Genomic DNA, 26120 nt, shown 5'->3' on the forward strand with positions numbered 1-26120 from the left:
CAGGGCCCTTCGCGCAGGTCGTACTGCAGTTGATCGGCTCGGGTAGCGACCGGGTCGGTGGGTGCCAGGGTCTGGATCTTGCCGGCCTTAGTTGTGACCGACAGACTCGCGTGGTCGATTCCTGGAATCGTGTCGACCGCGCTGCTGGTGATCCGCTCCAGTGCCTCGTCCAGGTCCATCGGCAACCTGAACGAGGCAGCCACCTCGCTCACCACCGCGATCAGTTCCTTCTGCTCCACTCGCGTCACCGCCTCGTACAAGGCCGGCTGACTACCGACCGATATCCCAGTCTCCACCTCAACGGTCCGGCAAAAGCGTGGCCGGCCTGAATGACACGCTGCGCTCGGGGTACCCAACGGCATGAAAGTCCGTCATGACAGGACCTTCGGCGTATTGAAGAGAGGTGAAACCATTGAGATCACCGCGGCCGCCCGCCACCGAGAACGAAGAGCTACCGGTGGTCGATGACTTCGAAGAACTGGTGCGCCTGGTCGAGGAACGCCCGGGGATGTACCTGAGGCACTCGGCCGGTCCCGCGCCGGATGCCGAAGCCGGGCCGAGCATCGACTACGAGGGGGAGGTCCGGCTGCCGGGGCTGTCCGCGACGACGATCAGCCCGGAACCCTGGTGGCCGCGGTCGGTTGCCGACTGGATCGCCCGCCGGGTCTGCCTGTACGCCGAACTCGGCGACGAACCCGAGCGTTTTCCCTGGCTGCTGACCGGCCGGATGGTTGGCCGTGGCCCGGATCACGAGCCACTCGTCGTCGACGTCCATCCGGTCGCCCGGATCGGTGAGTCCGCACTGACCGCGGCCGAGCAGCACTACCGCCGCCACTTCCACGTCGGCCGTACCTCCCGCAGCCGCGCCTGGCAGTCGAACGCAAGCCCCTGAACAGACTCGCGTGGGTGATGTCGTCTAGCGGGTGGAGTTCGGATGTCTGGGTACAGGCGTCAGAGCTGAAGACAGAAGAAGGGAGGAAGCGCACTGATGGCCAAGAACCTAATCGAGGATGACTTGTGGAACGAGTTTCACGAACTGGTGAACATGACTTCGCGGGAGTTGGAGGACTGGCTGCGGACCGGCTCGGCGGGGCGGTCGGTGGAACCGTTGCGTGGCGACACCGGACACGACTTGGGTGATCAGGTGGTGCGGATTCTCGGGAAGCGCCGGTCGGACCTGGCCGACGAGGACATCGAGCTGATGCGGCGGGTGGTCCGGAGGGTACGCCGGGAGCGGGGCGAGGAGCTGGAACCGACGGCCGGACAAGCGGCCTGGCGCCACAAGCTGATGTCAATCGGCCACGACCCCCTCAAACCGGTCGGCGAAAACCTCCGCTGACTTTCCACCCCACGCCGCACAGAGAGGGCAACCGGGGTGGCAGCAGACTACGCACTGTACTGATTTGGAGGCGGTAGGTGGCGGCAGTAGCTGGTGGATATGGCGATGGTCCCGTCCGATTTTCGGCATCGGTCAAGCGCGCGCTCGAAAGACAGCTGCAGGTCCGTAAGCGCAGATTGCTGGACGGTGCCACCTCTGTGGGCTGGAAGATCGCCGCGGACATGCCGGGTGTGACTACCTCGGAGGGGGCCGGCGGTCGCATCTTCGGGTATCTGACAAGCGAGACAGTTATCGCCGGATCAACGCCGATGATCGCCGGCCCGACGGTCGATCTGTGCGCCGAGGTTGAACTTGCCGTGGAAATCGCTCACGATCTACCGCCTGATACCAGTCCCGCCATGGCCTTGGAAGCAATCGCTCGCCTCGCCGTGGCACTGGAGATCGTGGACGTCGACGAGCAGGCCCCTACTGCCGACACCATCATCTCGAATGTCTTTCATCGCGCGGTCAGCTTCGGTCCCCTTCAGAAGCTCGCCAGCGTCGCTTCTGTACGGGCAAGGCTTGAGGTTGATGGGCGGGCCAAGTTCGAGCCCCTGGTCGAGCTCGATCCGACCTACACAGTCTGGGCGATGGCACGGCTACTCGGCGGGCTCGGCGAGCAACTCCGGGCGGGAGACCGTGTCATCGGAGGTTCACTGATCCACCGCTCGATCCAACCCGGTCACCGCGTCACCGCCGCCATCGCCGGTCTAGGTGAGACCTCAATACACGTCGCCCCGTAAGCAGTTTGCAGGCTATTCGACGGTCAGGTCTGCGAAAACGGCGTAGTGGTCGGAAGGTGTCAGATCCGAGCTGTCGGCCCGGCCTGTCAGTCCCGCTCCCAGAACCTCGAAGCGGTGAGGGTCGCGATGAGCGGCGAGGATGTAGTCGATCCGATGGTCTTCGATCCACTCGCCGTGGCCAAGGTAGGGGTTCCCGGAGCTGTAGGTATGGCCGGCGTCGGACTCACCCGACCAGCAGTCGGTCATCACCGCCTTCAGGACACCGATCTCGGGCCGGTCCGGAGGAGCATTCAGGTCCCCAGCAAGCACCACCAGGTGGTCGTCCGATCGCAGCTGGCCGACCAGTTCACCCAGCGCCTCCGCCTGAGCCATCCGTTCGTCGTCGTGATCTTCTTCCCAGTCCAAACAAGTCGTCAGAAAGTGGACCTGGTGGCCGGGCAGTGCCAACTCGGCGTGCAGGGCGATCGTTTCGCCCCCGATGCGGTGCTGGTGGACAGCCGACAAAGGCCAACGGCTCATCACCGCCAGGCCCAGCTCGACTTCTGGGTCCTCATCTTGTGGCATACGCGACTTCGCGAAAGTTGTGTCCAGCCCAAGGCGGGCACCAAGCACGTCGGCCTGAGTGAGCTGCGAGGTTGACCAGACCTCCTGTAGGGCGATCACGTCGGGCTCGAGTGCTTCGATGGCTGAGACGATCGCGTCCTCTCGCTTCGGCCAGTTGGCACCGAATCGACCCCAGACGTTCCGTGTCATCAAACGCACCCGGCCGCATTTACCGTTCATAGACGATGAGCTCCAGCAAGCTGCCGTCGGGGTCTCGGAAGTACACACTGATTCCCAAGCCTGATCCACCCGGACGTTCAACCGGGCCGGTTTCCACCTCCACGCCTCGATCCTCGAGAAACTGGATCGCTTCGGCAACCGACCCGTTCCAACGCAGGCACAAGTCAGTGTTCCCCGGGCGAACCGGCAGGCGAGCCACATTCTTGGACAAATCGACTCCGGGGCCATGGACGTTGAGTTGTGTACTACCGAACCGGTAGGCCACCCGACCGCCTCCCAGCTCAATCACTTCTGCGTCCAGCACATCCCTGTAAAACCGGGTCGACCGTTCCCAGTCAGACACTCCGATGATGACGTGGTCCAGTCCCGCTATCTGGTTCATGCCCCCGAGGTACCCAGCTAGCCGTTCCCTGACCCTGAACGCTCCAACTACTGAACCGGCCGAGATCCGCCCGAAGGCGAACGATCCTGGTGCTGCTCTCACCCATGAGCCACGCGCTTCGGTCGGGTGCATCCACGGTAGGCCGGGCAGCGGGTGATTAGCCGGGGCTGGCCCGAGTGGCCGGTCGTGGGGCGGCTCCTGCGCCGGATCGACCGTCACCTGCCCGAGCCGGGGCCACCCAGCCGACGACGGGCGCATCGCGGTAGCCGCGAGCCGTCAACCCCAGCATTCAGCGACGTTGGGGTGCGGTTGTCGCTTGTCGACTCCGCTCGACGCTGGTCAGAGCATGCGGTTCGGTCACTCTCCGGGCGTGGGGCCATCCTTGTCGCGGGTCCGCCAACCAAGTGAGGAGCGGTCAGTGCGTAGGTAGGTGAGTACGGCGAGGACGCGTCGATGGTCTTCGGCTGACTCGAGGAGGCCGAGTTTCAGGAACACCTGCCGGACATGGGTCTCCAAGGTGCGGGTGCTCAGGCCGAGCCGTTCGGCGATTGCGCGGTTGCTTCGCCCTTCGGCGAGGAGTGCGAGCACCTCCCGCTCCCGCTCGCTCAGCGAGTCCAGTGGGTTGGCATCACGGCGCTTGGTCATCAGCCGGGCGACGATCGCCGGGTCGATCACGCATTCGCCGGCGGCTAGCCGGTCGAGCGCGTCACGTAGTACCGCGACGTCCCGCACGCGGTCTTTGAGGAGGTAGCCGACCCGCCCGGGCGCCTCGGCGAGGAGTCGGTGGGCATAGTTGGACTCAAGGTACTGCGAGAGAACGAGGACGCACACCTGAGGGTGGGAGGTGCGGATCCGCCGAGCCGCGGTCAGTCCCTCGTCGCTATGGGTCGGCGGCATCTTGATGTCCACGATTGCCGCGTCGGGTGCAGACAAGGCGACCTCACGCAGGAGTCCCTCTGCGTCCTCGGCTGTTCCGGCGACCTCGACGCCGGCCTCGGCGAGGAGGCGGATCAGGCCCTCACGGATCAGCATCGAGTCGTCGGCGATGACAACCTTCACGATGGGTCCTTTCCATGCAGTGGGATCCGCACTGTGAGCCTGGTGCCGCCTTCCAGGGGTGAGTCGAACCGCAAGGTGCCATCCAAGACCTCGACGCGGTCCGCCAGGCCGCGCAGTCCGGAACCGGAAGGGTCCGCGCCGCCCACACCGTCGTCCTCCACTATGAGCTGCACGCTGTCTCGATCCGAGGTGACCTCGACGGTCGCTTTGGTTGCCCGGGCGTGCCGGCCGATGTTGGTGAGTGCTTCGGCGCAGCAGAAGTAGATCGCCGCCTCGGTCTCGCTGGGAAGCCGTTGGGCTCGTACTGTCACGTGGACCGGGGTAGCGGATCGATCCGCCAGGTGGCGCAGCGCCACAGGTAGACCGCCGGCCGCGAGTGCTGGTGGAAGGATGCCGCGCACGAGCGAGTCCAGGTCTGCGCGGACGGCGGTCAGCTCGGTGAGGAGACGGTTGCGTTCGCCGTCCAACTCATCGCATGCCGCGACAAGGTGCTCGGCCTTGGTCAATTGGTTGAGCGGCCCGGCGGCCAGTACGTCGAGCACTCCGCGCTGCTGGTCCTCTCCCGCGGCGATGATGCGACGCCGCGAGTCGCGGAGCTCGTCGAGGGCGGACTCGATCTCCGCGTGCATCCGGGCGTTGCGGATCGCCAGCCGTATGACGGATACGGCGCCCTCGACCCAGGCGGGGTCGCGCAGCAACTCGGGGTCGTGGAACAGCTTGGCAAGCGGCCCGTTGTCGTCAATCACCGTCACCGCCCGGTCCGCTTCGGAGCCGGCCACAACCGAACCAGTTTCATCCAGATAGGTACGGCGCTCGTCGTCCCAGTAGCCGACGCGCAGGCTGTCGTCACCCAGCGCATGGCGCAGCCCGGCCTCGAGTCCGGTCCCCACGTCCTGGCCGACGGTAGTCACGAGGTCGGCCAACGCTGCCTGCGTCCAGCGGCCGCGAAACAGGTCTGTCATGAGGACAACGGCGACGAGGGCCACCACGGCGTCGTACACCAACAGCACAACGGTGTCGAACCGCCAGCCGGCCGCCTGGTTCAGCCCGCCCACCACCAGAACGCCCATGAAGGCGAAAGCCACAAGGAGGGCGGGCCGTGCCGCGGCCCGTGCTGCTCTGCGAGCGGCGCCAAAGACGCGCATTGCAGAGATAGCGACGAGACCGGCTAAGCCGATCTGGAGGAAGGGTGATGCGTGGAACGCGTCCGTGAGCGCAGCAGCGTACGCGAGGAGCACCGTTCCGCGTGCGAGCCATCCTCGTACGCGACCGGTGGGGTACGACAGCAGCACCTGAACCAGCGGCCCTCGGTGAAGGAACGCGAGCTCAGAGGACAGGTAGCCGGCGAACCAAGCCACGCCGGTGAGCACCAGCAGCGGACCGACCCGGCTGTCGGCACGCCGCCACCACGCGGCGCCGCCGGTGGCCAAGAGGACGATCCCGATGGCCAGGTCGACGGCGGCGAGGGCGGTCACCGCACCCTGATCCACGGCTTGGTGTCGGTCGTGCCGTACGCGGCCTCGTCGGTACCGCAATCAGTACAGTCAGGCCACGAGAAGTCGGTCAGGTAGAGCTTTTCCCCGTCGATCCGGTAGCTCGCGACGAAGTCGACCGGGCCGCTGGTCTCGGCCTTGATGCGCCCTCGGTAGAGCGTGTACGTGTGGGTCTGGAGATTGCCTACGGGATTTACCTGGGTCATCACGCCGTCCTTGAAGGTGAGGGTGCTCCTTCCTGCCGGCCACCAGTCCTGGTACAGGGGATGAGTTTTCAGTTCCGCAAGGGTCACGGTTCGTTCGTAGGTTGCCGCTGGGATGCCGTCGTGCGCAGTCGCCGCCGGCGCGGCCTTGCCGGGGCAGGCCAGAACGTCGGTCGCCGCCGCGGTCTCGACCTTCAGTGCCTCGATCTGGCCTAGCCACGTCTTGCTCTGTGGATCACGCGCGATCGCGTCGTACACCGGCTGAAGTGCCGCTCTCAGCGCGGCAAGATCCGGTCCGGACCCATAGTCCAGGACCACCCCGGCGCTGCACAGGATCCGCACCGCCACCTTGTCGTCTTCGCGGGCGGCCTGTATGGCAGACGGCCACAGATGCTCACCAGCACGGGTGAGCATTTCGCGTTGGCGAGCGTCGAGTAAGGCTGCGGCCTTGTTCCCCAGCACGATCACGAGCGGGCGCGGCCACAGCACGATGTTGCCCGCCAGGTGCCGGAACCGATCTTGCCAGCCGTTGCCCGATACCGCTGCCGGCTGGGCCGTGATCGCGTCGTACGTGCTCACGTCGCCGGAACTGAAGAGGCCTTGCGCCCTCGCCTTCAAGGCGCTGATCGTCGCCTCGCCCACCCGCGAGTCCGGTGTACCGACCACCTTTCCGGCGAGCAGCCGCGGCGAAGTCGGGGCGAAGTCGCTGCCGGCGACACGATGCAGGACGCCCGGCAGGACGGCGGCACCGGCAAGGCCGATCGAAGAGACGCCGGACAACATGTCCCGCGGGATGCCGCGCTTGAAGACAGCTGTCTGGAGCTCGTAGCTGTCCACGAGCAGCGGAGCCGACAGCGCCTCGAACCCGCGGTATCCCACCTGGTCGAACACCCTGGCACTGACCGAACCGAGGTCGTACCTGCCAGCGCGAATCTCGGTCAGCAACGTCTGCTCACTCTTCGGGTCGGCGCGCCAGGCGTTCTCGAACTTGATCCTCAGCGCGCCGTCCGACAGGCGCTCGACCTCTTCGGCCCACTGAAGGAGCTGGTCAAAAGGTCCGCCGCGGTTGGTGTGGCCTAGCGTCAGCACCGTCGGATCCTGGTGGGCATTACCGGCGGCACGATCTGGTGCCTCGGAACAACTGCCGGCCAGGAGGCCGAGTGTGGCTGCGAGACCGAGGACATACTTGGGCATGGTCATCTCCTCTCGTCGCCACCGACGCTAGGGACAGCCCCGCCGGGACGGATCCGTGCAGGCACTGAGCGCTTAAAGCGTGACACCTCGACAACTCCAGCGGAACAATGCGCTCATGCCGGTTCGGCTCGCCGTTGCGTGGTGCGGAGCCGCGCTGGGGGCCTACTCGACCTGGCTCGCTGCTGGGGCTGTCGGGTATGCGTTCGCCGCGGAAGGCCACCGCGACCTGTTGCTGTTCGCGGTGGCCGGCTTCGCGCTGCTGGCCGCCGCGGTCTTCGCCTGGCACTCTCCGGTTGTTCCGGCGCGCCTGGCGGCAGCGGCTTCCGTTGCCTGGTTCGCCATGTCCTGGCAGCACCCGACAAACAGGTGGGCCGCGACCTTCACGCTAGGGCTCGTCCTGGCGCACCTCGGCCCGGCCGTTATGGGCCACGTCCTACTGGCCACCTCGTCTGCTCGGCACCTGCGCGTACTGGTTGCCACCGGTTACGTCGCGGTGGCCGTCCTCGGGCTGGGACCTGCACTGTTCTTCGATCCGGTCGGCGAGGGCTGCGGCGACTGCCCGGCCAATCTCTTGTTGCTGCATCCTGAGGCCCGCGTGTCCGAGTGGATCGCTCGAGCCGGCCTGGCCTCGCTCCTGACATGGACCATCGTGACGGTGGCTCTGGTCGCAGTCCGGCTTAGGCATGTCAGCGCCCTTAGAAGGCGCCAGAGCGCGGTCTGTGCCGTCGGTGGCGCCGCCTACCTGGCGGCGTCCGCAATCGGACTGTGGATGAACCGCGATACCGGGTACGGCGGATATACCTCCGTTGAGCGTGCGCTGTGGCAGCTGCAGGCCGTCGCGCTCCTCGTACTCGCAGTCGGCGTCGCAACCGAAATGGTTCGCGCGCGACGCACACGCGCCGCGCTCGCCCGCCTCGTGCTCGACCTGGAGACGGGTAACCGGATCGGCGGTGTTCAGGCAGAGCTCGCGCGCCGCGTCGGCGACGCACAGCTCCGGCTGGCGTACCAGACGAACGACGGTGGTTACGTCGATCCGGACGGCACACCGCTGGAGCGGCCCTCCGACCCAGCCCGCTGTACGCCGCTCACGTACGCCGGGCGCGAACTCGCGGTCGTGGTGCACCGCCCAGGTCTACTCGACGACCCGGTACTGGCACGTGAGTTGGTGGATGCCGGCCACCTCGCACTCGAAAGCGAAGGGCTGCGAGCAAGATCGCTGGCTCTGCTTGCGAGTCTGCGTGCGTCCCGCCTCCGCCTGATCGACGCCGGCGACGAGGAACGCCGGCGGCTCGAGCGCGACCTGCACGACGGTGCCCAGCAACGGCTGGTCGGCCTTTCCTTCGCAATGAGTCTCCTCGCACGCCGCACCGGCCCTGATTCGCAGCGGCTGGTCGGTGCACTCGGCTCGGTCCAACAGGCACTCGACGAGCTGCGAACGCTCGGCCGGGGAATCTTCCCCGTCGTGCTTCTCGAACAAGGCCTACGCGCAGCGCTGACGTCCCTCACGGAGTCAGCACCGCTGCGGCTTCTCGAGGCGCCTGACCACCGGCTTCCCCGGCTTGTCGAGACGACCGCCTACCTGCTCGTCGCCCGAGCCTCGGCAGTGTGGCCGGTCGATGCGCGCCTGAGCCTTGAAGGGGGCTGTCTCCTGATCTGCCTCGACATCGACGGCGAGCTGAGGCAGTCGTCCCTCGGTGACACCGTGGACCGCGTCGACGCGCTCTCCGGCGACCTGTGCTTCGAGAATTCGGCCGGGGCTCGCACCCACCTCGTCGCGAGGCTCCAGATCACGCCGACTCAGTGACAGCACGGAGGCGTGGCTCCGAGAGGCGCTGGACGATGAGCGTCATCCAAGCCCACCACCGGAGACGTCACCATGAACCGAATCGCACCGGCGCTGCTTGCCACCGCCGCGCTCCTAGCCGCCAGTATCAGCTTGTCCAGTACGGCGATCGCCGCCCGTAACCCCGCCAACGGTCAACTCGTCTTCGATCGCGGTGACAGCGAGATCTTCATCGCCGATCCCGATGGGGGAGGGGTCCGGGAGCTGACGCCGGCTTACGGCCAGGGATGCTGCGCCCGCTGGTCACCTGACGGCCTGCAGTTGGCCTATCCGGCCATGAACACCGAGACCGGCGGCACGGGTACGGCGATCCAGGACGCCGACGGCGCCGGGTTCCGGATCCTGCCGCGTCCTGCCCCCGACCTCGTTGCCGGGTGCAACGTGTGGTCGCCAGATGCCGAACTGCTGGCCTGCGAGGTGTGGAATCTGGCCGACGAGTCGTTCCACTCTGGCGTCTTCACCGTCCGTTCAAGCGACGGACGAGGTCTGCGTCGACTGACTACCAATCCGTACCAGGGCGGAACGGACCTGGTGATGGACTACTCACCTAACGGAAAGCACATCGTGTTGTTCCGCGATCAGGGCGGCGAAGGCGGTGAGTCAGCTCTTTTCGTAATCGACAGTGACGGCGCCCAAATCCGCCAGATCACGGCATGGGGAGCGGTGCGCAATGGCGGCAGCTGGTCACCCGATGGGAATTGGATCCTGTTCAATGACTATCGCGGGCGCTTGTGGAAGGTCCACCCCGACGGCACCGGAATGAAGAAGATCGACCTCGACGTGAAACGCGGCGCGTTCGCCTTCGAGCCGGTGTGGTCTCCCGACGGCGGTCACATCGCCTTCAGCCTGTGGGACCCGACTCTGGGCCAGGACGACATCTACACCGCTCGCGCAAACGGTACCGGCGTCACCCAGGTGACCAACACACCCGAACACGAGGGCAACGTCGACTGGGGAATCCATCGCACCAATAACTAGCGTTCTCCGGCAACCGCCCTTGTCGGACGACATGGGGCACTAGGCGGCAAGTTCGGCCAAAGCAGGCTTTCCTGATCGGCATGGGCGGCTTTACCGTGGCCTCAGCGGTCGCCGGGTTCTCACCCCGAGCCGACTTTGCTCATTGTCGCCCGGTAAGAACCAAGAAAGCGGGGTCGAGATGGCAGCCAATTCGAACGCCGGTGGTGATTCCGTCGGTCCTGCCCGGGCGTGGAGTTGGGCCGGGATCGGTAGGTTTGCCAGCGTTGTCGCGGCGTTCGGCATCTTCGGTCAGACGGTGCTGTTTCTTGTGGCCGCCGGCGGTTTGCTCGGTGAGGGCCCGACGTACACGCAGACCTCGGCCGGGGCAGCGCGAGACCTGGCGGACTATTACGTCTCCTACTTCGAGCACCAGCATTCGATCCTGTGGGACATAGCTGTTCGCGACACTCTCGGCCCGATCGCGTTCCTGGCCCTGATGGTGCTGGCGGTGACGTTGGTGAACATGGTCGGTCCCCGACGGCCGGAGGCACAGCTGCTCATGCTGTTCTTCGTGGTCGGTGGCGTCCTGGTCGCGGTGACCGATCTGATCTACCTCGCGCTGACCAGCTACTGGCGACACAGTGACTGGGAGGCGACGCCTCCCGAGAACATGATCGCAGTCGGACGCTCCGCCGAGGCGATCCACGAGGTCACGACTTTCCCGCAGTACGCCGGACTCGTTGTGCTAGCGCTGGGCCTGGGCTGCGTCGGGCGATTGTGCCGACTCGACGATGCACTGTCTTCCCGCCTCGGCATCCTCGCCTACGCGGAGGCTGTAGCCCTGGTGGGCGTCGCCTTTACCGCCGTCCTTCGCCTTGACACCGCCTACAACGTTCTGGGCCTCACCAGCGGAGCGTTGTTGGGTCCAGCAGTAGCCATCTGGCTGGGCCGAGACATCGCCCGACCCAGGGCTGCGGCACCGAGTACGGCGGCTCACAAAGCCATCGGATAATCGCCGGCACCTCACCGCGCCTCGAAGGAGATGGTCACTGTCGAAGGGCCGACGTTGGAGTCAGGCAACAAACCGTGCGAGCCCGGGGAACGATGGAGATCTAGTCGACACTGACGGGGCGTCTCCTCCACGACGCGGAAAGCGTCGCGGATGACGTCGGCTCGAGCCGACCATGGAACGGATCGGACATGCTGTTGACGTAGATCAGCCGCGGAGCAGACCAGCGGTAGGGGATCTCCAGCGCCAGCTGGATGCTGGCGAAAGCGGCTGGACACCCGACTCCCCGTTCGAAATTCAGATACCGTAAGGAGCCAGGCTGTGGCATACCGTGTTCTTCCCGGTGACTACCTGTGGACGCGGTGGGACGCTGAGCCGGTTTTGGTGGTCACCAATCGTGGTGATGCCTTCGGGACGATGGAGTTGTGGTGGGCCACCGAGCCGGTCCGTGAGGGCTGGGTCGCCCGCCGTACCAAGGTGGTCTTCGACGATGTCGTGGAGTACCGCTGGAGATATTGGGATGTGCAGGAAAGCGGCGTACCGGAGGACTTCGGCCTCGAGTTGGGCGAGCTCGAGGGGTCGGAGCGGGTGAGGGCTCTGGTGGAGCAGGGGTTCGATGAAGACCTGCGGCATTTTCGGATTTCGTTCGACGAGCACGGCAGGTACGACGTGATCTGCCGGACCATCAAAATCGAACACGAGCCGCGCCGCGAGCTCTCGCCGGGAACAGACGATGCCCACAGCAACCGTCCGGCGGGCTACTATCCGGCCGCGTACTCGTGCTCTTTCGATGATCGGGTGCTGCTGATCGCGATCGTGGACGATCAACTCGTCCTCGAGTGCAAGCACTGTGGACGCATCTACGACACCCCATTCGACCTCGGCCAGGTCCGCGCTCCTCGACCCGACGACGCTGCTCCGAGCCGCCCAGCCCGGCTGCACGAAATCACCGACAACGGGTGGGGCCAGTTCATCCGAGGCGACGGCAACGGCAACTTCCCGTCGGACTGAACCCGGCAGAGCAGGCTGGCCTGACTACGCGAGCTCAGCGGTCCCGACGCGATGGTCCGACAGATCAATGTCTTGGCCGTCGTGCTTCGAGCCGTCCAGCAGCGACTGCCGGCTCTCCTCGCCCACCTGCCGTTCCGCCCGGCCGGCCTCGATAGGCATCGGGGCCCTTGGTGAAGAGCGTTCACCGGCCCACGACTCCACCTTCTACCTGAGGTGTACCCGAGAGGCTTCTATCGCGCCCAGGGTGGGGCTGCGTAGGGGAGGCAGGGCAACGGTCGAGCTATTGCCGGGTCCTCAAGTGGGGTTTACCTTCGGTTCTAGGGCCCGTGTCGGGGGACCGCGCGGACGGTGCGGCAGCGCTCGGGCTAGGGGCTGGGCTATGGCTGTACGGGGATTTGCTGTTGCGTTCCTGCTCGCCGGCGGCGCGTTGCTCGTGTTGCCTGGGTGTAGCGATGACGCGGGCCGACATGGGCCGACGCCGGCCCCCGGCACGTCTCCAACAAGCTTGCCGACGGCAAGTTCGTCGCGGGTAGCCATCAGCCCATCACGTTCTCCGTCCTCGCCTGAGGCATCGCAGCCGGCGAGTCAGGCCACCCCTCGCCCGGATGGTCTAGTCCGTATCGTCGCGGTGGAGGTCGCCTCTGAGGATCGCTCTCCTGGCGGGCAATATGTGCTGCTTTTCAACGGCACCAGCAAGGCGGCGGACCTCGCCTGCTGGACCGTGCGATCCGAATCGACGGGTATTTCCGCACGTATTGCGATCGGCACCGCGATCCCGTCGGGAGGCGCGGCTCGGCTGTTCCCAGATGGCCGCCTGTTCGAGTCGGCTGACACCGTCGCTCTGAGCACGCGCGAGGGAGACGAGGTCGATCGGACGCCACGCATCACTGACCGTACTGGCGACGACAAGTTGTGGTTCCGCGACCAGACCGGAGGCTGGCGGTCCGGGCGTGGGCTGGCGCTTCCGTCACAAGTAGTCGACGGACGGTTGGCGATGCGATCAAAGAGTTGTTGACACCAACAAGTGGGGGGAACTGTGAAACACCGACTAGTGCGGGCGACAGTCGCCTGCAGCCTGATTCCACTGACCTGGCTCGGCGTGAGCGCCGGGCCGGCGGCGGCAAACCATGTGAGCACACCGGTCATCCGAGACGTGTCGATGGCCAATCTCGCCTCGAACGAGCGCGAGTTGCATATCGCCGTCGATCCGAATAACGCCAATCATCTGGCGGCCGGCGCGAACGAGCGTGGCGGTGGCAACAGCCAGGAGTGGTATACGTCCACCGACGGGGGACGCAACTGGACCAGCGGCAACCTGCCCTTCGGCACGCTGACCGTGACCGACGTCGGTGGCGACGGTGACGGCCTGCTGATGAGCGACCCGGCGGTCGATTTCGGCGCCGGTGGGCGGATCTACTATTCGGCGCTGGCGCACCGCGACAGCGAGGATCCCTGCACGCTGTTCGTCACCTCATCGACCGATGACGGCACCAACTGGACCGATCCGGCCAACGGTGTCATCGCGGCCGGTGGCACGACCATCTGCAACGACAAGGAATTCATCCTGGTCGACCGGGCCAGCAACGACAACGTCTATGTGGCCTGGACGCCGTTCGGCGGCACGAACGACAACGAGGTCGTGTTCTCCCGCGATCTCAACGGAGCGGGCGACGGCTTCGCCTTCTCGGCACCTCTGGTGCTGTCGACCGCCGCAGCGCAGGACGGCTGCCTCAACCACGGTGCAGAACTTGCTCAGGAGGCCAACAGCGGCGACCTGTACGTCGCCTGGACCACGTTCTGCAACGGAATCGGAGACGGCGCCGACTCGTCAGTATGGGTGGCGCGATCGACGGATGACGGGCAGAACTTCGGCGCGCCGGTCCAGGTCGCGACCCTGGACAACGTGAACCCGGCGATCGCGACCGGCTTCCGGACACGGTCGTTCGCCAGCATCGACGTCGACGCGGCAACCGGCCGGGCTTTCGTCGTCTGGGCCGACTACACCGACGCTGACGGCGGTGACGCCGACATCCTCATCTCGTCCGCGATCGACAACGGCGGGTGGACGGCGCCCGCTGACGTGGACGTGGAGGCAGACCCGGACGGTCAGTTCATGCCGTGGGTCGACGTGGCACAGGGCCGGGTGCACGTCGCCTATTACAGCAACGACGACGAGACCAACAACTACAACGTCTTCGTGTCGTACGGCGCTGTGGCCGCGACCCCTGCCTTCACAGCGGTGCAGGTGAACTCGCAGCCGACGCCTGAGGCGACCGGCTTCCTCGGCGACTATTTGGCAGTGGACGTCGGCCCGGACAACGTCGTACACCCGTCCTGGGGTGACGGCCGGGCTGGAGTGGGCGGTTCCACCGACGCTTGGAGCGCGCGGGTCGACTTCTCGCCACCCACAACCATTGCGGGCGCTGCAAGCCCGAACCCGCTCGCGTGGGGTCAGACCACCACCGTGACTGCGACGGTCACCGGTGCGCACGGAGAGAACGAACAGTTCATCCCGGTTCGCTTCACGGTGGCCAGCAGCGGCACGCCCTCGACCACGACCGGAACCGGTACGACGAACGCGGCCGGTCAGGCGACCTTCTCGTACTCCAACGGCACCGCAGGTTCGGACACCGTGACCATCTGGGCGGATCTCGACGAGGACACAACCCAGGATGCCGGTGAGACCACCCCGGTAACGGTGACTTGGCAGCGGCATCCGACCACAGCGGCGTACACCGGGCCTACCAGCGGCGATTACCACGATCCGCTGACGGTCAGCGGCACATTGCGGGACGCGCTCACCTCGGCAGCCCTGCCGGGCCAAACCCTCACGATCGGGTTCGGTACCGACACCTGTACCGGCGCGACGAACGCCAGCGGCGTGGCGACCTGTGGATTCACCCCGCAGCAGGTGCCGGGACCGTACACCGCAACGGCAGGCTTCGCGGGTTCGGCGCAGTACGAGGCGACCACCTCGCCTGGCGTCGCGTTCACCCTGAACAAGGAGCAGACAACGCTCACCTACACAGGGCCTGCGTTCGTCGGTAACGGTGATCCGGCAACTCTGTCGGCTCGCCTCACCGAAGACGACCCGACTCCGGTCGCCGGCCGGACCGTCCAACTCACTCTCGGCACGGGACCCGGCGCGCAATCCTGCTCCGGAATCACGAACGCCAGCGGTATCGCCGGTTGCACGATCGCATCGGTGAACCAACCCGGCGGACCGACGACGGTTTCGGCCGCGTTCGCCGGCGACGCGTATTACTTGCCATCGACAACGAGCGCGTCCGTCGTGGTGTTCACCTGGACACCGGGCGGCAACTTCGTCATCGGTGACGGCAATGACGCAGTCGGGGCAACGGCGACCTTCTGGAGCGACACGTGGTACCTCGCCAACTCGTTGAGTGGCGGGACTGCCCCGAGCAGCTTCAAGGGCTTCTCCAACGACCCGCCTGGGCGGACGACCTGTGGTGGGACCTGGCGTACCTTGCCGGGGAACAGCCCGCCGCCGTCGAGTGCCCTTCCGCAGTACACCGCAGTACTGGTCACGTCGAAGGTGGTCAAGAAGGGGAACATCCTCAGTGGGCCCAAGACTGCGATCGCCATCGTGCGAGTGAATCCCGGCTACTCGCCGAGCCCGGGGCATCCCGGCACGGCGACGGTGCTCGGGCTCCTGTGCTCGTAACCTGACACCAGCGAGGGACCGCACGGCATACACGCCGTGCGGTCCTTCCGCTCAGAAACCGCTAACCGCCAAGGTTTGGGGCCTGCGGCGTCCGTCTGCGGTCTGCGCCGACGTGAAGATCAGGGTCGGCAGTGTAGGTCAGGTGTAGACGACGACACCGTCCACGAAGTTCTTTGCGTAGTTGAGGTACCAGCTGGGCATCCAGCCTTCCCTCATCCAGCCGTCCGCAGGCCAGAATTTCACGTGCACCCAGTACGGATTGGTTCCGACCGTCCTGCCGAGGCGCTGTGCGTCGACCATGACGCTTTCGCCGCGTTGCCGCACGAAGGGGCTGCAGTTTTCGGTCAGGTTCTGCCACGGCTCCTGGCAGAGCTCGGTGGTCGGATAGATGGGGGCGGTGTCGGTGAGCGTGTAGGTGGGCGTCGAACCGCCGGCGTACGGGTTGACCATCTTGTCCGAGTTGTGCCACACCACAGTGCTGCCCCAGTAGTTGCCCATGTTGACGTAGACGTAGTTGAGGTCGTGAATCCGGCCGTCATGGTCAGGCATCGGGATGTTGAAGTTGTAGCAGCCTTCGCTGTAGTAGTTGCCGGCTCCGACCCAGTAGTCGCGGCCGCTGACCTGGTAGTTGCCGTTCAGCTGGACGTAGACGCCTTTTCCGTTCGCGATGGTGTCGTGGACGCAGAGGTTGCCGTACACACTGGTCGCGCCGAAGTTCCAGTTGATGTTGACCACGCCTGTGGTGCCGCCGTTGTACTCGACCCAGTGCCGGCTGTCCCAGTCGTCGGCTTGAGCCGACAGCGGTGCGGTGATCAGGGCGGCGACTGAGAGCACGGCCGCCGCTATGACGCTCGCCAGCCGGAGAGACTTGTTGTTCAACATGTGTTGTACTGCCTTTCGTTGCAGGGAAGGGTGGTCAGCGGCCGAGTTGGTCGATGACCCGGTTCATGGCCGCCGCGTAGAGCGGGGTGCCGAGCCTGTTGGGGTGGAAGGACTGCTGGGAAGCGCCCAAGCTCTTGAAGGGCCAGCCTTCGCTCTCGCCTTCGGTCAGACTTGTGATGACCGCGTGCAGACTTTCCGGCGTACCGCAGGCGGCCTTGCCCTGGAAGTCCGGCCGCGGATCCCCGAAGACGACGGGGGTGCCGAACTGGCTACTCAGTGAGGTGGCCAACGCGGACAGCTCACCGGCGAGGTAGTCCGCGGAGCCGTTGAGCCAGGCCGCCTCGGTGGTGGACAGGCCGAGCTGGGTCTGGACGCCTTTGATGATGATCGTTTGCCGCAGGCAGGAGCCTCCGTCGGAGATGAGCCGCGGGTACCCCATCAAGACGATCTTCGCGTTGGGTGCGCGCCGGTGGATGGCCCGCAGGACCGTCTCGACCGATGGTTTGACCTTCGCGCTGACATCTGCCGGGCCGGCGATCTTGAGCGGCCGGGTGTCCGGCGCCAGGGGTTCCTCCTGGCAGGCCGGGGCCGGCGGGCTGATCGACAGCAGGCACTTTTCCAGGATGGGGCCGAAACTCGCGTCGTTGCCGCCGATCGAGATCGTCACCAAGGTGGTGTTCTCGTCGAGGAAGCCGCGGTCGAGCTGGGACGGTTCGCGGTACTGGCCGGTGGCTCCTTGACCCCATGCGTTGGTGATCTTCTCGCCGACGAAGGCAGGTGTGCTGGGCAGCACGTTCTCGGTCTGCGCTCCGGAACACGCGAGGAGCTGGTGATCCACCTCCGGGTCCCACATATCCGCGCGAGACCCGACCGAGAGACTGCTGTCGCTCAGCCGAGCCAGCCGCGGCCAGGCATAGCGAGAGCGGTGACAGGCGTTGCCGTAACGCCATTCGTAGGTATCGCCGGCGATGGAAGTCTTGATGCCGCCACCGCGGTTGTTCGTCTCCGGGTAGTAGTCAGCAGCCTCGTCGGTGGACGCACCCTCACCGGACGAGTACGAGTCGCCCAGGGCGACGACCAGGTTGGCCGGCTTGTGCGGCAGCGGCTGGAAGGCGATCGCGTCCCACGCGATGTCTTCCTCACCTTCGCCGTCTGCGGTGATGTTGCTGAGCGACACCTTGGGGACGCCGGTGAACTTGAATACGCCGAGGGAGACCCACCGCTGCTGCCTTGTCCGCTGCAGCAGAACCCGTTCCCGGGGTGGCCGGCCGTCGCCCAGATCGATCTTGTATCTGGCCTGCTGGGTGTGGGCATGGAAATCGGGTATGTGCACCATCACCCGGGACCAGCCGTCGATCCGGCGGTCGAGGGACCAGGTGCCCGTGAGGCCTGGGCTGTTGAGCCTGGACGCTGCCACTGGCGACCAAGTCCGGGCGAACCAGAAGTGGCCGCCCAGGCCTCCGCCGATCTGGTGGAAGTCGATCTTCGAGCGGTAGAGGCCCGAGCCGTTCACGTCGAACCTCAGATCGAATCGGCCGACGCTGTTGTAACTTTTGGCGCAAGGCCGGACGGAGCTTGTGCCAGTAGGGACGTTGTCGACCACGAGTGCGCCCGCGGGCAGGCCGGTGAGGCTGCAGGTCGGTGGATAGTTGGTGGTCGCGTCGGGCTGATAGGCATAGCCCGGATCGAACCGGAGTAGTTCGTACCCGCACTCGCCGCTGACGCAGTTCTTCCAGGATCTCGGGACGTTGATCCAGCACTGCAGGTCGTAGAAGCCGGCCGCGTTCTTGTGCGCACACGGTCCGGCCGGTTCGCCCGCCACCGACGGGTCGTCGGGGGTGATTCGGCTACCGGGATGACAGTCGTTCAGTGGGATGCAGAACATGTCGACGGGCGGCTTCGCCGTGGACTTGTTGAGATCACTGGTCCACCAGGCCGGCCGGTAGCCCGCCTCGAACGTGTCTGGAGCGACCAGCGAGTCGATCGGATTGCCGGCCCAGCCGATCACCTTCTCGGGGTACGGCCAGTCCTGCGGGTGGGTCGCATCGGAGGCCACGGCCATGAACGGCGTCCGGTCGGCTGGGAACCTCGGGTTCACCGGGTTGTTCATCCAGCCAAGACCCCACGGTTCGCTGCCGGTCCCCTTGGGGTGAACGCCATTGTTATAGGCCCAGAGTGCGTAGAACCAGTTCTCGACGTGGTCCGGCGTACCGTCGTTGATCGTGATGCCGGCGTTCTTGAGCTGGTTCCACTTCGCCTCGAGGATCCGCAGACCGGCCGCGACATTCGTCGCGAAGTCGAGCGCCACCGCCCGCTGGGTCTGGTACGGGTACGACGTCTCGCCCGGCTTCTCGTGGCCCGCCAGCCGCATCCCGTCTGTCACCTGCAGTACGCCGTAGCCGCAGTCCGACTGGTCCCAGTGGATGTCCCAGTCGTCAGTGGCATCATCGTTGTAAACGTCGCGGCCGTAGAAGTTGCCGATCAGAGCGTTGCCGGTCACGCCCGGGAGCGCGTGCGGCGAGGCCTGCCAAAGGTTCGACTCCTGCGCAGCGATACCGAGCAGAATCTGAGCCGGGACTCGGCCGCCGCCAAGCAGACCGATCCGGGGGAACAACCCCTGCGGGGTGTAGGCGGGCATTCCGAGGTTCTTCCAGTTGGCCGTCCGCTGGACCGTCAAGGAACCGGTCACAGCCTGGTCGACCGCCCACTCCACCTGGCGAGGAAGCGGCTGCATCGCCTGATTGGCTGGATCGTTGCGTGGCACCGAACACCATCGGTCGTCGTCCACCGGGTTTGTCGGCGAACCGGCGACCGTCGCGGCCTGCAGCGCTGTGGACGTCGTCGCCGAGGCCTTCGGGCCCGGAGTGGTCGGCCGCGGTGCGGCCACGGATTGTGGGGGAGCGCTGAACGGGACCGTGAAGGAGAGCTTCTTACCGGTACCGATCACGGTGACGCCGATACTTGCCACCGGCTCGTCAGCGCCCGGTCCCACGGATTCCCGCGACCGCTTCACCGGAGCGACTGCTAGCTGACCCAGAGACGACACCTGCGCATCCCGCGGGGCCTGAAGCTGAGTGACGGTGGATGGCAATGAACCGGCCACGGTCGCCGTACCGGTCATGAAGACATGGCCGCCGGCTCCGGTCGTCATACCCACCGCACCGAGTGCACCCGAAGCCAAGGTGGCTGCCGGTACGCCGGGCTGCCGAGGTGCCCGCCGGATCCGAACCCGATCGCCCGCCCGGTCCATGAAGACCACCTGGCCGTCACCATCGACGTTCAGGTGGAACGGCACTCCGTTGGAGCCGGCAAGCCGGGTGAGCCGGCCTTGCGGCGTCACCCGCACCAATCCGTCGCTCACGGCCGCCACCAGCCCGTCCGGGGTCTGCACAGCCGAAGTCAGCTGGCCTTCCGCGACGACGGGTGTGGCCACCTTGCCGGTGGCAGCGTCAACCGTGAACAGTCGGGTCTGCGCCCGGTCGTCAGTCTTGGACTGGGTTATCACCGCCGTTTCGCCGCTGCCACAGCCAGGGCTGAAGTACGCCAGGGTTGAGGTCAGGGGCAGCCTGGTGACCAGGCCGCTGACGAGATCGACTACTGCGGTCGCTGCTCCCCGGTCGAAGCGTTGCTCGGAGTTCGTGAAAGCGCGCGGCGCGAACGCGACCACGACGCGGCGTCCGGAGCCGGTGAGGCAGGCATTTCCCACCCACTGGTCGGTTTCGGTACCCGGGGTGCTGAGGGTCGCAACGGTCCGCCAGGAATACCCGCTCTGTGCAGTGGCCGCCAGCACGTGGAATCCCCTGGAATCGCCCAAGGTTGTCCAGGAGATATCAGCCGAGGAGCGCCAACCCGTCGGCAGTACTGCGTCCCGCTCGCCCGGAGCGACGCTGGAGCTACTAGTCGCAGAGGCACTCGGCGAGCCCTCGGCGTACCTGCCGACTCCCTGACCTGGTGGATCCGCGGGGACAGCTCCCGCAGGCAGGCCAACCGACGCCGCCCCCACCGCTACAAGCACGGCAACTAGGCCGCGGCCCTTTCGTAAATTTGTGTCCCGCATAGTTCTCCCCAACGGTTGTCGGCAGTTGCGAGGACACTCTGGGTGCCTACCACAACGATCGGGGACTATTCAGCCGTGGCTTAAGTGGCTACTGTGCGGGCGTGATCGAGATGGCGTTGGCTGCCGAGGACGTGGCCAGGACCCGCTTCGTCAGCTCGCCGGTCGAAGAGGTGATCCACAGCGTCCGTGTGATCAGCGGTATCAACCGCAACATGTTGCACCGGCCCTGGGCCGCGGCTGTCCGGCCTCAGTTGGCCGGGCTGAACCTGGAACTTCTCAGGGCACTGGTAGGCAACGCGCAATTCCTCCCCGACTTCCTCGGTCCGCCGCCGAACCGGTCCGCCGGCGGGTTCACCGAGGAGTTGGACGCGATCCGCTCGACGGATCCCGCCATGGTCATCGCGGATCTGGACGAATTGGCAGCGAGGCAGTCGTTGTCCCCCTTGTTAAGACGTTTCTATGATTCGCCGGAGCAAGGACTGAGCCGCTTGGTCGACGAGGTGAGGAGCTACTGGCAGGTCGCGATCGAGCCGTACTGGGCCCGCATCCGCGCAGTACACGACGCGGACATTGCTCATCGGATGGAGCAGCTGACCACCGGTGGTTTCGCGAGGGTGTTCGCGGACCTGCATCAGGAGGTCGAGTATGCCGGCGACAGGTTGGTCATCCACAAGCCCCAGCACCAGTCTTCCCGGGTCGCGCGCGGCTTGGGCGTGGTGCTGATCCCGTGCGTCTTCGCTTGGCCCCAGCTGATCGTCCTGCACCAAGACCCCTACCAGCCGACCTTGACGTATCCGCCGCGGGGCGTCGGCGAGATCTGGGCCGGGCGGCAGCCGGCGGTCGAACCGATGGGAGCGCTGATCGGGCGAAGTCGCGCCGCACTGCTGGCGAATCTGGCCCTGCCGCTGTCCACCAGCCAACTGGCAAAAGAGGTCGAAATGACTCTGCCGGCGGTCAGTCAGCAGCTTGCGGTCCTGCGCCAATGCCGTCTGATCACGTCACGGCGATCCGGCCGTTGGATTCTGCACCAACGGACCCCGTTGGGCACGGAGTTGCTGCTGGCTGCGGCCGACAGCGGCCAGATCCCGTCGGTTCGCCGGCGGCAGTACTCCCAGCAGGCCGGAGAAGGATGACGCACCGAGTCAGCAGTCGGTGGGGCGAGTGAGGTCGCGCGCGCGAAGGCCCTCATCGAGGGCATGATCGAGAAAGCTCAGGAGTTCAGCCGGCAGCCGGGCACCTACTGGACTGATCAGCTCAACAACGCCGACAGCATCGCCGGCTACCACCCGATGGGTGAGGAGATCTGGGAGCAGACGGGCGGGCGGGTCGATGCCTTTGTCCAGTCGATCGGTACAACGGCCTCGCTGCGCGGAGCCACTACTTCCCTCAAGCGCCACAATCCGGGGCTCCGGGTCATTGCGGTGGAACCTGCTGAATCCGCCGTGCTCTCCGGCGGTCGGCCCGGCGCCCACCTCATTGAGGGCATCGGCATCGGCTACACGCCTCCGATGTGGGACCCCGCGCTCCCGGACGACATCGTCGCTATCTCCACTGCCGACGCCGAAGAGATGGCCAGGCGTCTTGCCCGGGAAGAGGGGCTGTTCGCCGGAACGTCATCCGGCGTGAACGTCCTAGCCGCCATTCAGATCGGCCGGGGGCTCGGGCCCAAGGCCAGGATCGCCACTCTGCTGGTCGACTCGGGTCTGAAGTACCTGAGCACCGACATGTATCAACGCTGATAGCACGGTACCCATCGACACGTTGCGGTTCAGGCAGCCGGGCGGAGGCCAGCGGGGCTTGGGGTTGTTAGGGGACGAGGACTAGGGCGCTCTGCAGACTCACAACAGCAGATGGCATCACTCACTGTGCCCCTTCCGCCGGACCTCACCCCGGGTGGCGGGCCACAAACACCGATCTTGAAACGCCTTTTGGCGAATGTCAGTTGGTGATCGCGGCAAGGAGTTCGTCGCGTCCGTGCGCGCCGGTCTTGCGGAACATCGCTTTGAGATGGTCGTTGATGGTGCTTACGGCGACGCCGAGCTGCCGGGCGATCTCTTTTGACGCCCGTCCGGTGGACAGGGATTCGAGCACCTGCCGTTCGCGTGCGGTGATGCCGTACCAGTCGCAGAACGTCGGTATCAAGAGCGCGCCGCTGGCCGCTTGGACGATGATGGCGACGTCGCCAGTGCCGTCCTCGTCCAGAGCCTGTCCGTGGAGCGTGATCCACCGGCCGACGCTGGTCGGAGGTGCGTAGACCCTGGGGCGCCACGCACGGGGGTCTCGGAGATGGGCTTGGGTGTCGATCGAGAGCCGTTCGGCGGCTGCGACGGCGATCCAGTCCGGCAGGCGATGATGTTTTGGAAGCCACGCGAGTTGGATCCAATCACGTGCCTCAGTGCTGATCGCCTTGACGCCATGATCGGGGCCGATGACGATCACACCTGCGGGCAGGGCCGATACCATCGGCGTCAGCGGACCTGTGGTCACGTATCGGCGCAGCGCGCCGATGAGTGTGGGGACGAGACGATCCGCGCGGCGCAGATCGTCTCGTTGGAACGGCTGCTTTTCCTGTGACCTGGCCAAGCCGACCGATCCCCAGACACCACGGGAATCGCGCAGGAGCAGCCGCAGCTCACTACCCAGACCGTAGTTTGACAGCAGTTGCCAAGACGTGTCTTCGCGATGCGGTGCGCTGATGCCGGCAACAGTGTCCGCAAAGGCCGCTCCACCTCGAGACCTGAAGTTCGCCGTCAAGTGGGAGTCGCGCACCAGTGCCTGACCGAGGGCCGTCTCGTGGCCGTGCCAGAAACTGAATGCGGCCAGGCCCATTCCCATCGAGGGGCTGAGTCCACTGAGCCTGAGTGCGTCATGTCGCACCCATGGGTCGATGGCGCGTGAGATCTGCTCACCCAAATCGCTGGGTGCGACGCCATGGCGCACGGTGTCACCTAGCCGCTGAGCCAATCGAGATTCGTCACGGTCCAACCCGATGCCCCCTCAAGCCCAAGTTCTTGAAGATCCCCGCGGATCAGGATGTCAGCCCGATAGGTCCTGCTCGGCCGTACGGGGTACATCCCGCCCAATCGGTCGGGATGTATTGCCCGAGCGAGGCACCTATTGGTGCCCGCGGTGGCGCCTCTCCCCAACCCGTCTTGGCACGACACGAGCACGACCCATGTCAATCCTCAATTATCGGGGTTTGTTGGCGCTCAACATGCGGCCACAGTTGATTTGTGCGTCAGTCGCTCGTGCTGCGTGGCCATAAAAACAGGAGAAACGTGAGAACTTCGAGAAAGCCGAAACCGCATCGCGGTGGCAGGAAACGCAACGTTGAAGGGTTGTCCGGGTTGTGTCGGAACGAAAGGAAGTGGAGTTGGTGAAACGCACGAACTTCAGAGCGGTGATTGTCGCCATCGCGGCGGTGTTCAGTTTGGCCGCAGCCATACCGGCTATGGCGCAGGCCCAGCCCGGACCGCCTGTCAAGCATGCGCCCATGGCGCAGGCCCAGCCCGGACCGCCTAGCAAACACGCGGCCACGATCAGACCCAACGACTGTATAGGGAACGTCAACGGGCTATTCCTCGACCGATGGAACCAGAACACCTCGCAGGGTATCAATCCCTTCGGGTGCTCGACCAGCGACGTCTTCGCCTACGCAGGCGGCACCTACCAGTGGTTCGCCAACGGGTCGATGGCCTGGTCGCCGCGACAAAGCGGCGACCAGCAAAGAATGGTCACGTCCGTATACAGCAGCGGAGGGAACGCCACATTTCAATTTGGGAGCAGCTTGGGTTACAACTACGACGCCTGGTTGCTCACAATCGAGTCATGGGACGGCCAACAAACCCACAACATCGGCCGGGACCAAGAATGCGGCGAGCATGTGGGCGGAGTCCTATTCTGTGGCCGGGATTGGGGATTCGCCGGTTGGAACGGTCTCCCTCCGGGCGAGTACAAGATCACTGTCGAAGGTTGCGACATAAGCTGGACGGGCAGCCACGACTGCAAGCAGGGATTCACCGTTCCCGTTTGGTTCTGGGTCTAGTCCCCGGGCTGAGGATCTGGTGACCCGGGGTGAGTGCGCTCGGCGCGCACTCGCCCCGGTCCCAGCGGAGGTGCATTCGGGCGGGCGGGTTCACCTGGTCGTCGCAACCCTCGATTTGAGGAGTTGCGACGACCATGTCATTTGTGGGGACTTCGAGTGTCACGTGGATCCTCTGGTGCGGTTGGTGGGTGGCGGGGGCTGCGGTAGTTGCGGCGTCTGAGTCGTTCGGTATCACGCGTGGACGTGGCTACGAGATCCTGCGGGCACTTCGTCGTGGCACCGGCAAACGGGTGGTTATCACCGACGCGGTGCGGGAGCAGGTCATCGCGGCGTTCGGCCCGGGTCCGGCCGAAGGCCTCGAAGCTGGCCTGGGATCTCGTACTGCGGGTACAGGTCGAGTAGGGCCTGGAGAACAGTTGTCACCGGAGCAGATCTGCAACAACATCTACCTCGACCGCAGCTATTCGGCCCAGAACTCCCGAACGTGACCCGAGCCGCAAAGTAGCTGGGAGGGTGTTGGCATCTGGATCTCATGATGCTCTACGGGGCGCGCCTGTGCGGGTTGTTTGGGCTGCCGTCGGTCAAGATGTAGGGGTTGGAGACCGACCAGACAGGGAGATCAGCGGTGCACAACCAGACGGTGTATGTGCTCACGATCAGCGAGCCGGACACTCCGGGAACGACCTTCACCACCACCGCCTACACCAACGAGGAGGCCGCCGAGCAGGACGCGGCGACCTGGCGGCAGATCGACCTGAACCAGGGCAAGGACACGACGTACAGGGTCGTCCCACTCGAGCTTGTCAACAGTGCCACGTGGAAGGCGGCCCCGGACGGCAAATCCGGCGTACTGGCCAAGTAGCCCAGAATTCGCGTACGACGACGGCCTCCGACCAGTTCAGCTGGTCGGAGCCGTTCGCTGGTTCTACGGGTCGCGCCGGCGTCGCCACCCAGCGGTCGTTCTTGCGGGGTGGTTCGCTGCGATGGTCTGACCGCGGGGAGGGCGTGGGCCTGTTCCTGCTGGGTGGTCTTGTCGCGGGGGCCGGTAGCGGCGGGTTCGGGGTGGAGGATCGGGATGCCTCGCAGGGTGAGCTAAGCCTGGTTTGGCCAGGTAGATGACGCATGGTCTATAGATGCTGGGTTCTTCGCGGGCGCGCTCGGGCCGGCCGCCCGCTGTTCGTCATCATGGTCAGGCGTCGGTGCGCGGGTGGCGGGCGCAGTACCAGGTGCCCTTGTGGTGAGTCCTGCCATAGGCACTGAGCAGCTGGACCTTGTCCGCGGACCAGGACACCGGCTGGCTGCAGATCCCCGGCCCGGCCATGCCCGGCGGATCACGCATGTACGGAGCACCACGCCGGGTTGCCGGACGATGCGCCGATCACCTCCGGAACCGTCC

General features: G+C 65.7%; 22 protein-coding genes and 1 pseudogene. 12 read left to right on the top strand and 11 right to left on the bottom strand.

Annotation, left to right across the window (positions count from 1 at the left end):
• Positions 1-239: pseudogene (locus ABZ004_RS33475) on the bottom strand (transcription antitermination regulator); the annotation flags it as partial.
• Between the two features lie 173 nt (positions 240-412).
• Here ABZ004_RS33475 and ABZ004_RS33480 point away from each other — a divergent pair.
• The 3 genes from ABZ004_RS33480 (at position 413) to ABZ004_RS33490 (ending at position 2121) form a co-directional block, all read left to right on the top strand.
• Positions 413-892 (top strand): DUF6098 family protein, encoded by a 480-nt coding sequence (locus ABZ004_RS33480; protein WP_355685290.1) that lies wholly within the window; start codon positions 413-415, stop codon positions 890-892.
• 96 nt (positions 893-988) lie between these two features.
• Complete coding sequence (locus ABZ004_RS33485; RefSeq protein ID WP_355685291.1) at positions 989-1339, top strand: DUF3140 domain-containing protein; 351 nt, start codon at positions 989-991, stop codon at positions 1337-1339.
• Positions 1340-1416: 77 nt separating this feature from the next.
• Positions 1417-2121, top strand: coding sequence for a fumarylacetoacetate hydrolase family protein (locus tag ABZ004_RS33490; protein WP_355685293.1), 705 nt, complete (start codon positions 1417-1419; stop codon positions 2119-2121).
• 12 nt (positions 2122-2133) lie between these two features.
• Here the strand turns inward: ABZ004_RS33490 and ABZ004_RS33495 are convergent, their stop codons facing one another.
• The 5 genes from ABZ004_RS33495 to ABZ004_RS33515 form a co-directional block, all read right to left on the bottom strand.
• Positions 2134-2874, bottom strand: coding sequence for an endonuclease/exonuclease/phosphatase family protein (locus tag ABZ004_RS33495; RefSeq protein ID WP_355685294.1), 741 nt, complete (start codon positions 2872-2874; stop codon positions 2134-2136).
• 19 nt (positions 2875-2893) lie between these two features.
• Entirely contained in the window at positions 2894-3286 is a 393-nt protein-coding gene (locus ABZ004_RS33500; RefSeq protein WP_355685296.1) for a VOC family protein, read from the bottom strand.
• A gap of 357 nt (positions 3287-3643) precedes the next feature.
• Positions 3644-4345, bottom strand: a complete 702-nt coding sequence (locus ABZ004_RS33505) for a response regulator transcription factor (RefSeq protein ID WP_355685297.1) — start codon at positions 4343-4345, stop codon at positions 3644-3646.
• Positions 4342-5820, bottom strand: a complete 1479-nt coding sequence (locus ABZ004_RS33510; RefSeq protein WP_355685299.1) for an ATP-binding protein — start codon at positions 5818-5820, stop codon at positions 4342-4344. Before ABZ004_RS33510 ends, ABZ004_RS33505 begins: the two co-directional genes overlap by 4 nt.
• Positions 5817-7235 (bottom strand): hypothetical protein, encoded by a 1419-nt coding sequence (locus tag ABZ004_RS33515; RefSeq protein ID WP_355685300.1) that lies wholly within the window; start codon positions 7233-7235, stop codon positions 5817-5819. Before ABZ004_RS33515 ends, ABZ004_RS33510 begins: the two co-directional genes overlap by 4 nt.
• 115 nt (positions 7236-7350) lie before the next feature.
• Here ABZ004_RS33515 and ABZ004_RS33520 point away from each other — a divergent pair, with 115 nt between their 5' ends.
• From ABZ004_RS33520 to ABZ004_RS33535, 4 genes are all read left to right on the top strand, one after another.
• Positions 7351-9039 carry a histidine kinase gene (locus tag ABZ004_RS33520; protein WP_355685302.1) on the top strand — a complete coding sequence of 563 codons (1689 nt, stop codon included), beginning with the start codon at positions 7351-7353 and terminating at the stop codon, positions 9037-9039.
• Between the two features lie 72 nt (positions 9040-9111).
• Positions 9112-10056 carry a hypothetical protein gene (locus tag ABZ004_RS33525; protein WP_355685303.1) on the top strand — a complete coding sequence of 315 codons (945 nt, stop codon included), beginning with the start codon at positions 9112-9114 and terminating at the stop codon, positions 10054-10056.
• Positions 10057-10234: 178 nt separating this feature from the next.
• A complete protein-coding gene (locus ABZ004_RS33530; protein WP_355685305.1) occupies positions 10235-11047 on the top strand; it encodes a hypothetical protein in 813 nt (270 codons plus the stop codon).
• 318 nt (positions 11048-11365) lie between these two features.
• A complete protein-coding gene (locus tag ABZ004_RS33535) occupies positions 11366-12055 on the top strand; it encodes a hypothetical protein (RefSeq protein WP_355685307.1) in 690 nt (229 codons plus the stop codon).
• A 24-nt stretch (positions 12056-12079) separates the two neighbouring features.
• Here ABZ004_RS33535 and ABZ004_RS33540 read toward each other — a convergent pair whose 3' ends face one another.
• Positions 12080-12214, bottom strand: coding sequence for a hypothetical protein (locus ABZ004_RS33540; RefSeq protein WP_355685308.1), 135 nt, complete (start codon positions 12212-12214; stop codon positions 12080-12082).
• An 877-nt stretch (positions 12215-13091) separates the two neighbouring features.
• Here ABZ004_RS33540 and ABZ004_RS33545 point away from each other — a divergent pair.
• Complete coding sequence (locus ABZ004_RS33545; protein ID WP_355685310.1) at positions 13092-15740, top strand: hypothetical protein; 2649 nt, start codon at positions 13092-13094, stop codon at positions 15738-15740.
• Between the two features lie 138 nt (positions 15741-15878).
• Here ABZ004_RS33545 and ABZ004_RS33550 read toward each other — a convergent pair whose 3' ends face one another.
• Both ABZ004_RS33550 and ABZ004_RS33555 read right to left on the bottom strand, forming a co-directional pair.
• The gene (locus tag ABZ004_RS33550) at positions 15879-16622 is read right to left on the bottom strand and encodes a hypothetical protein (protein ID WP_355685312.1); all 744 of its coding nucleotides are present in this window, start codon (positions 16620-16622) and stop codon (positions 15879-15881) included.
• A 34-nt stretch (positions 16623-16656) separates the two neighbouring features.
• The gene (locus ABZ004_RS33555) at positions 16657-20412 is read right to left on the bottom strand and encodes a hypothetical protein (RefSeq protein ID WP_355685313.1); all 3756 of its coding nucleotides are present in this window, start codon (positions 20410-20412) and stop codon (positions 16657-16659) included.
• 377 nt (positions 20413-20789) lie between these two features.
• Between ABZ004_RS33555 and ABZ004_RS33560 the strand changes: the two genes are divergently transcribed.
• Both ABZ004_RS33560 and ABZ004_RS33565 read left to right on the top strand, forming a co-directional pair.
• Positions 20790-21812 carry a DUF5937 family protein gene (locus ABZ004_RS33560; protein ID WP_355685404.1) on the top strand — a complete coding sequence of 341 codons (1023 nt, stop codon included), beginning with the start codon at positions 20790-20792 and terminating at the stop codon, positions 21810-21812.
• Between the two features lie 54 nt (positions 21813-21866).
• Positions 21867-22418 (top strand): pyridoxal-phosphate dependent enzyme, encoded by a 552-nt coding sequence (locus ABZ004_RS33565; protein ID WP_355685405.1) that lies wholly within the window; start codon positions 21867-21869, stop codon positions 22416-22418.
• A 199-nt stretch (positions 22419-22617) separates the two neighbouring features.
• On the opposite strand, the gene ABZ004_RS33570 is transcribed toward ABZ004_RS33565, so the two are convergent.
• Entirely contained in the window at positions 22618-23619 is a 1002-nt protein-coding gene (locus ABZ004_RS33570) for a helix-turn-helix transcriptional regulator (protein ID WP_355685315.1), read from the bottom strand.
• Positions 23620-24055: 436 nt separating this feature from the next.
• Between ABZ004_RS33570 and ABZ004_RS33575 the strand changes: the two genes are divergently transcribed.
• A complete protein-coding gene (locus ABZ004_RS33575; RefSeq protein WP_355685316.1) occupies positions 24056-24724 on the top strand; it encodes a hypothetical protein in 669 nt (222 codons plus the stop codon).
• A gap of 625 nt (positions 24725-25349) precedes the next feature.
• On the top strand, positions 25350-25586 hold the full coding sequence (locus ABZ004_RS33580) for a hypothetical protein (protein WP_355685317.1): 237 nt from the start codon (positions 25350-25352) through the stop codon (positions 25584-25586).
• A 327-nt stretch (positions 25587-25913) separates the two neighbouring features.
• On the opposite strand, the gene ABZ004_RS33585 is transcribed toward ABZ004_RS33580, so the two are convergent.
• Positions 25914-26063 carry a hypothetical protein gene (locus tag ABZ004_RS33585; protein ID WP_355685318.1) on the bottom strand — a complete coding sequence of 50 codons (150 nt, stop codon included), beginning with the start codon at positions 26061-26063 and terminating at the stop codon, positions 25914-25916.
• Positions 26064-26120: the final 57 nt, after the last annotated feature.

This window comes from Kribbella sp. NPDC006257, from assembly GCF_040613535.1.
Lineage (GTDB): Bacteria > Actinomycetota > Actinomycetes > Propionibacteriales > Kribbellaceae > Kribbella.

Excerpts from the sequence above, each read along its gene's own strand:
- ABZ004_RS33485 (WP_355685291.1), top strand. The coding sequence starts at position 989 with ATGGCCAAGAACCTAATCGAGGATGACTTGTGGAACGAGTTTCACGAA.
- ABZ004_RS33495 (WP_355685294.1), bottom strand. The coding sequence starts at position 2,874 with ATGACACGGAACGTCTGGGGTCGATTCGGTGCCAACTGGCCGAAGCGA.
- ABZ004_RS33500 (WP_355685296.1), bottom strand. The coding sequence starts at position 3,286 with ATGAACCAGATAGCGGGACTGGACCACGTCATCATCGGAGTGTCTGAC.
- ABZ004_RS33515 (WP_355685300.1), bottom strand. The coding sequence starts at position 7,235 with ATGCCCAAGTATGTCCTCGGTCTCGCAGCCACACTCGGCCTCCTGGCC.
- ABZ004_RS33520 (WP_355685302.1), top strand. The coding sequence starts at position 7,351 with ATGCCGGTTCGGCTCGCCGTTGCGTGGTGCGGAGCCGCGCTGGGGGCC.
- ABZ004_RS33525 (WP_355685303.1), top strand. The coding sequence starts at position 9,112 with ATGAACCGAATCGCACCGGCGCTGCTTGCCACCGCCGCGCTCCTAGCC.
- ABZ004_RS33530 (WP_355685305.1), top strand. The coding sequence starts at position 10,235 with ATGGCAGCCAATTCGAACGCCGGTGGTGATTCCGTCGGTCCTGCCCGG.
- ABZ004_RS33540 (WP_355685308.1), bottom strand. The coding sequence starts at position 12,214 with ATGCCTATCGAGGCCGGCCGGGCGGAACGGCAGGTGGGCGAGGAGAGC.
- ABZ004_RS33550 (WP_355685312.1), bottom strand. The coding sequence starts at position 16,622 with ATGTTGAACAACAAGTCTCTCCGGCTGGCGAGCGTCATAGCGGCGGCC.
- ABZ004_RS33560 (WP_355685404.1), top strand. The coding sequence starts at position 20,790 with ATGGCGTTGGCTGCCGAGGACGTGGCCAGGACCCGCTTCGTCAGCTCG.
- ABZ004_RS33585 (WP_355685318.1), bottom strand. The coding sequence starts at position 26,063 with ATGCGTGATCCGCCGGGCATGGCCGGGCCGGGGATCTGCAGCCAGCCG.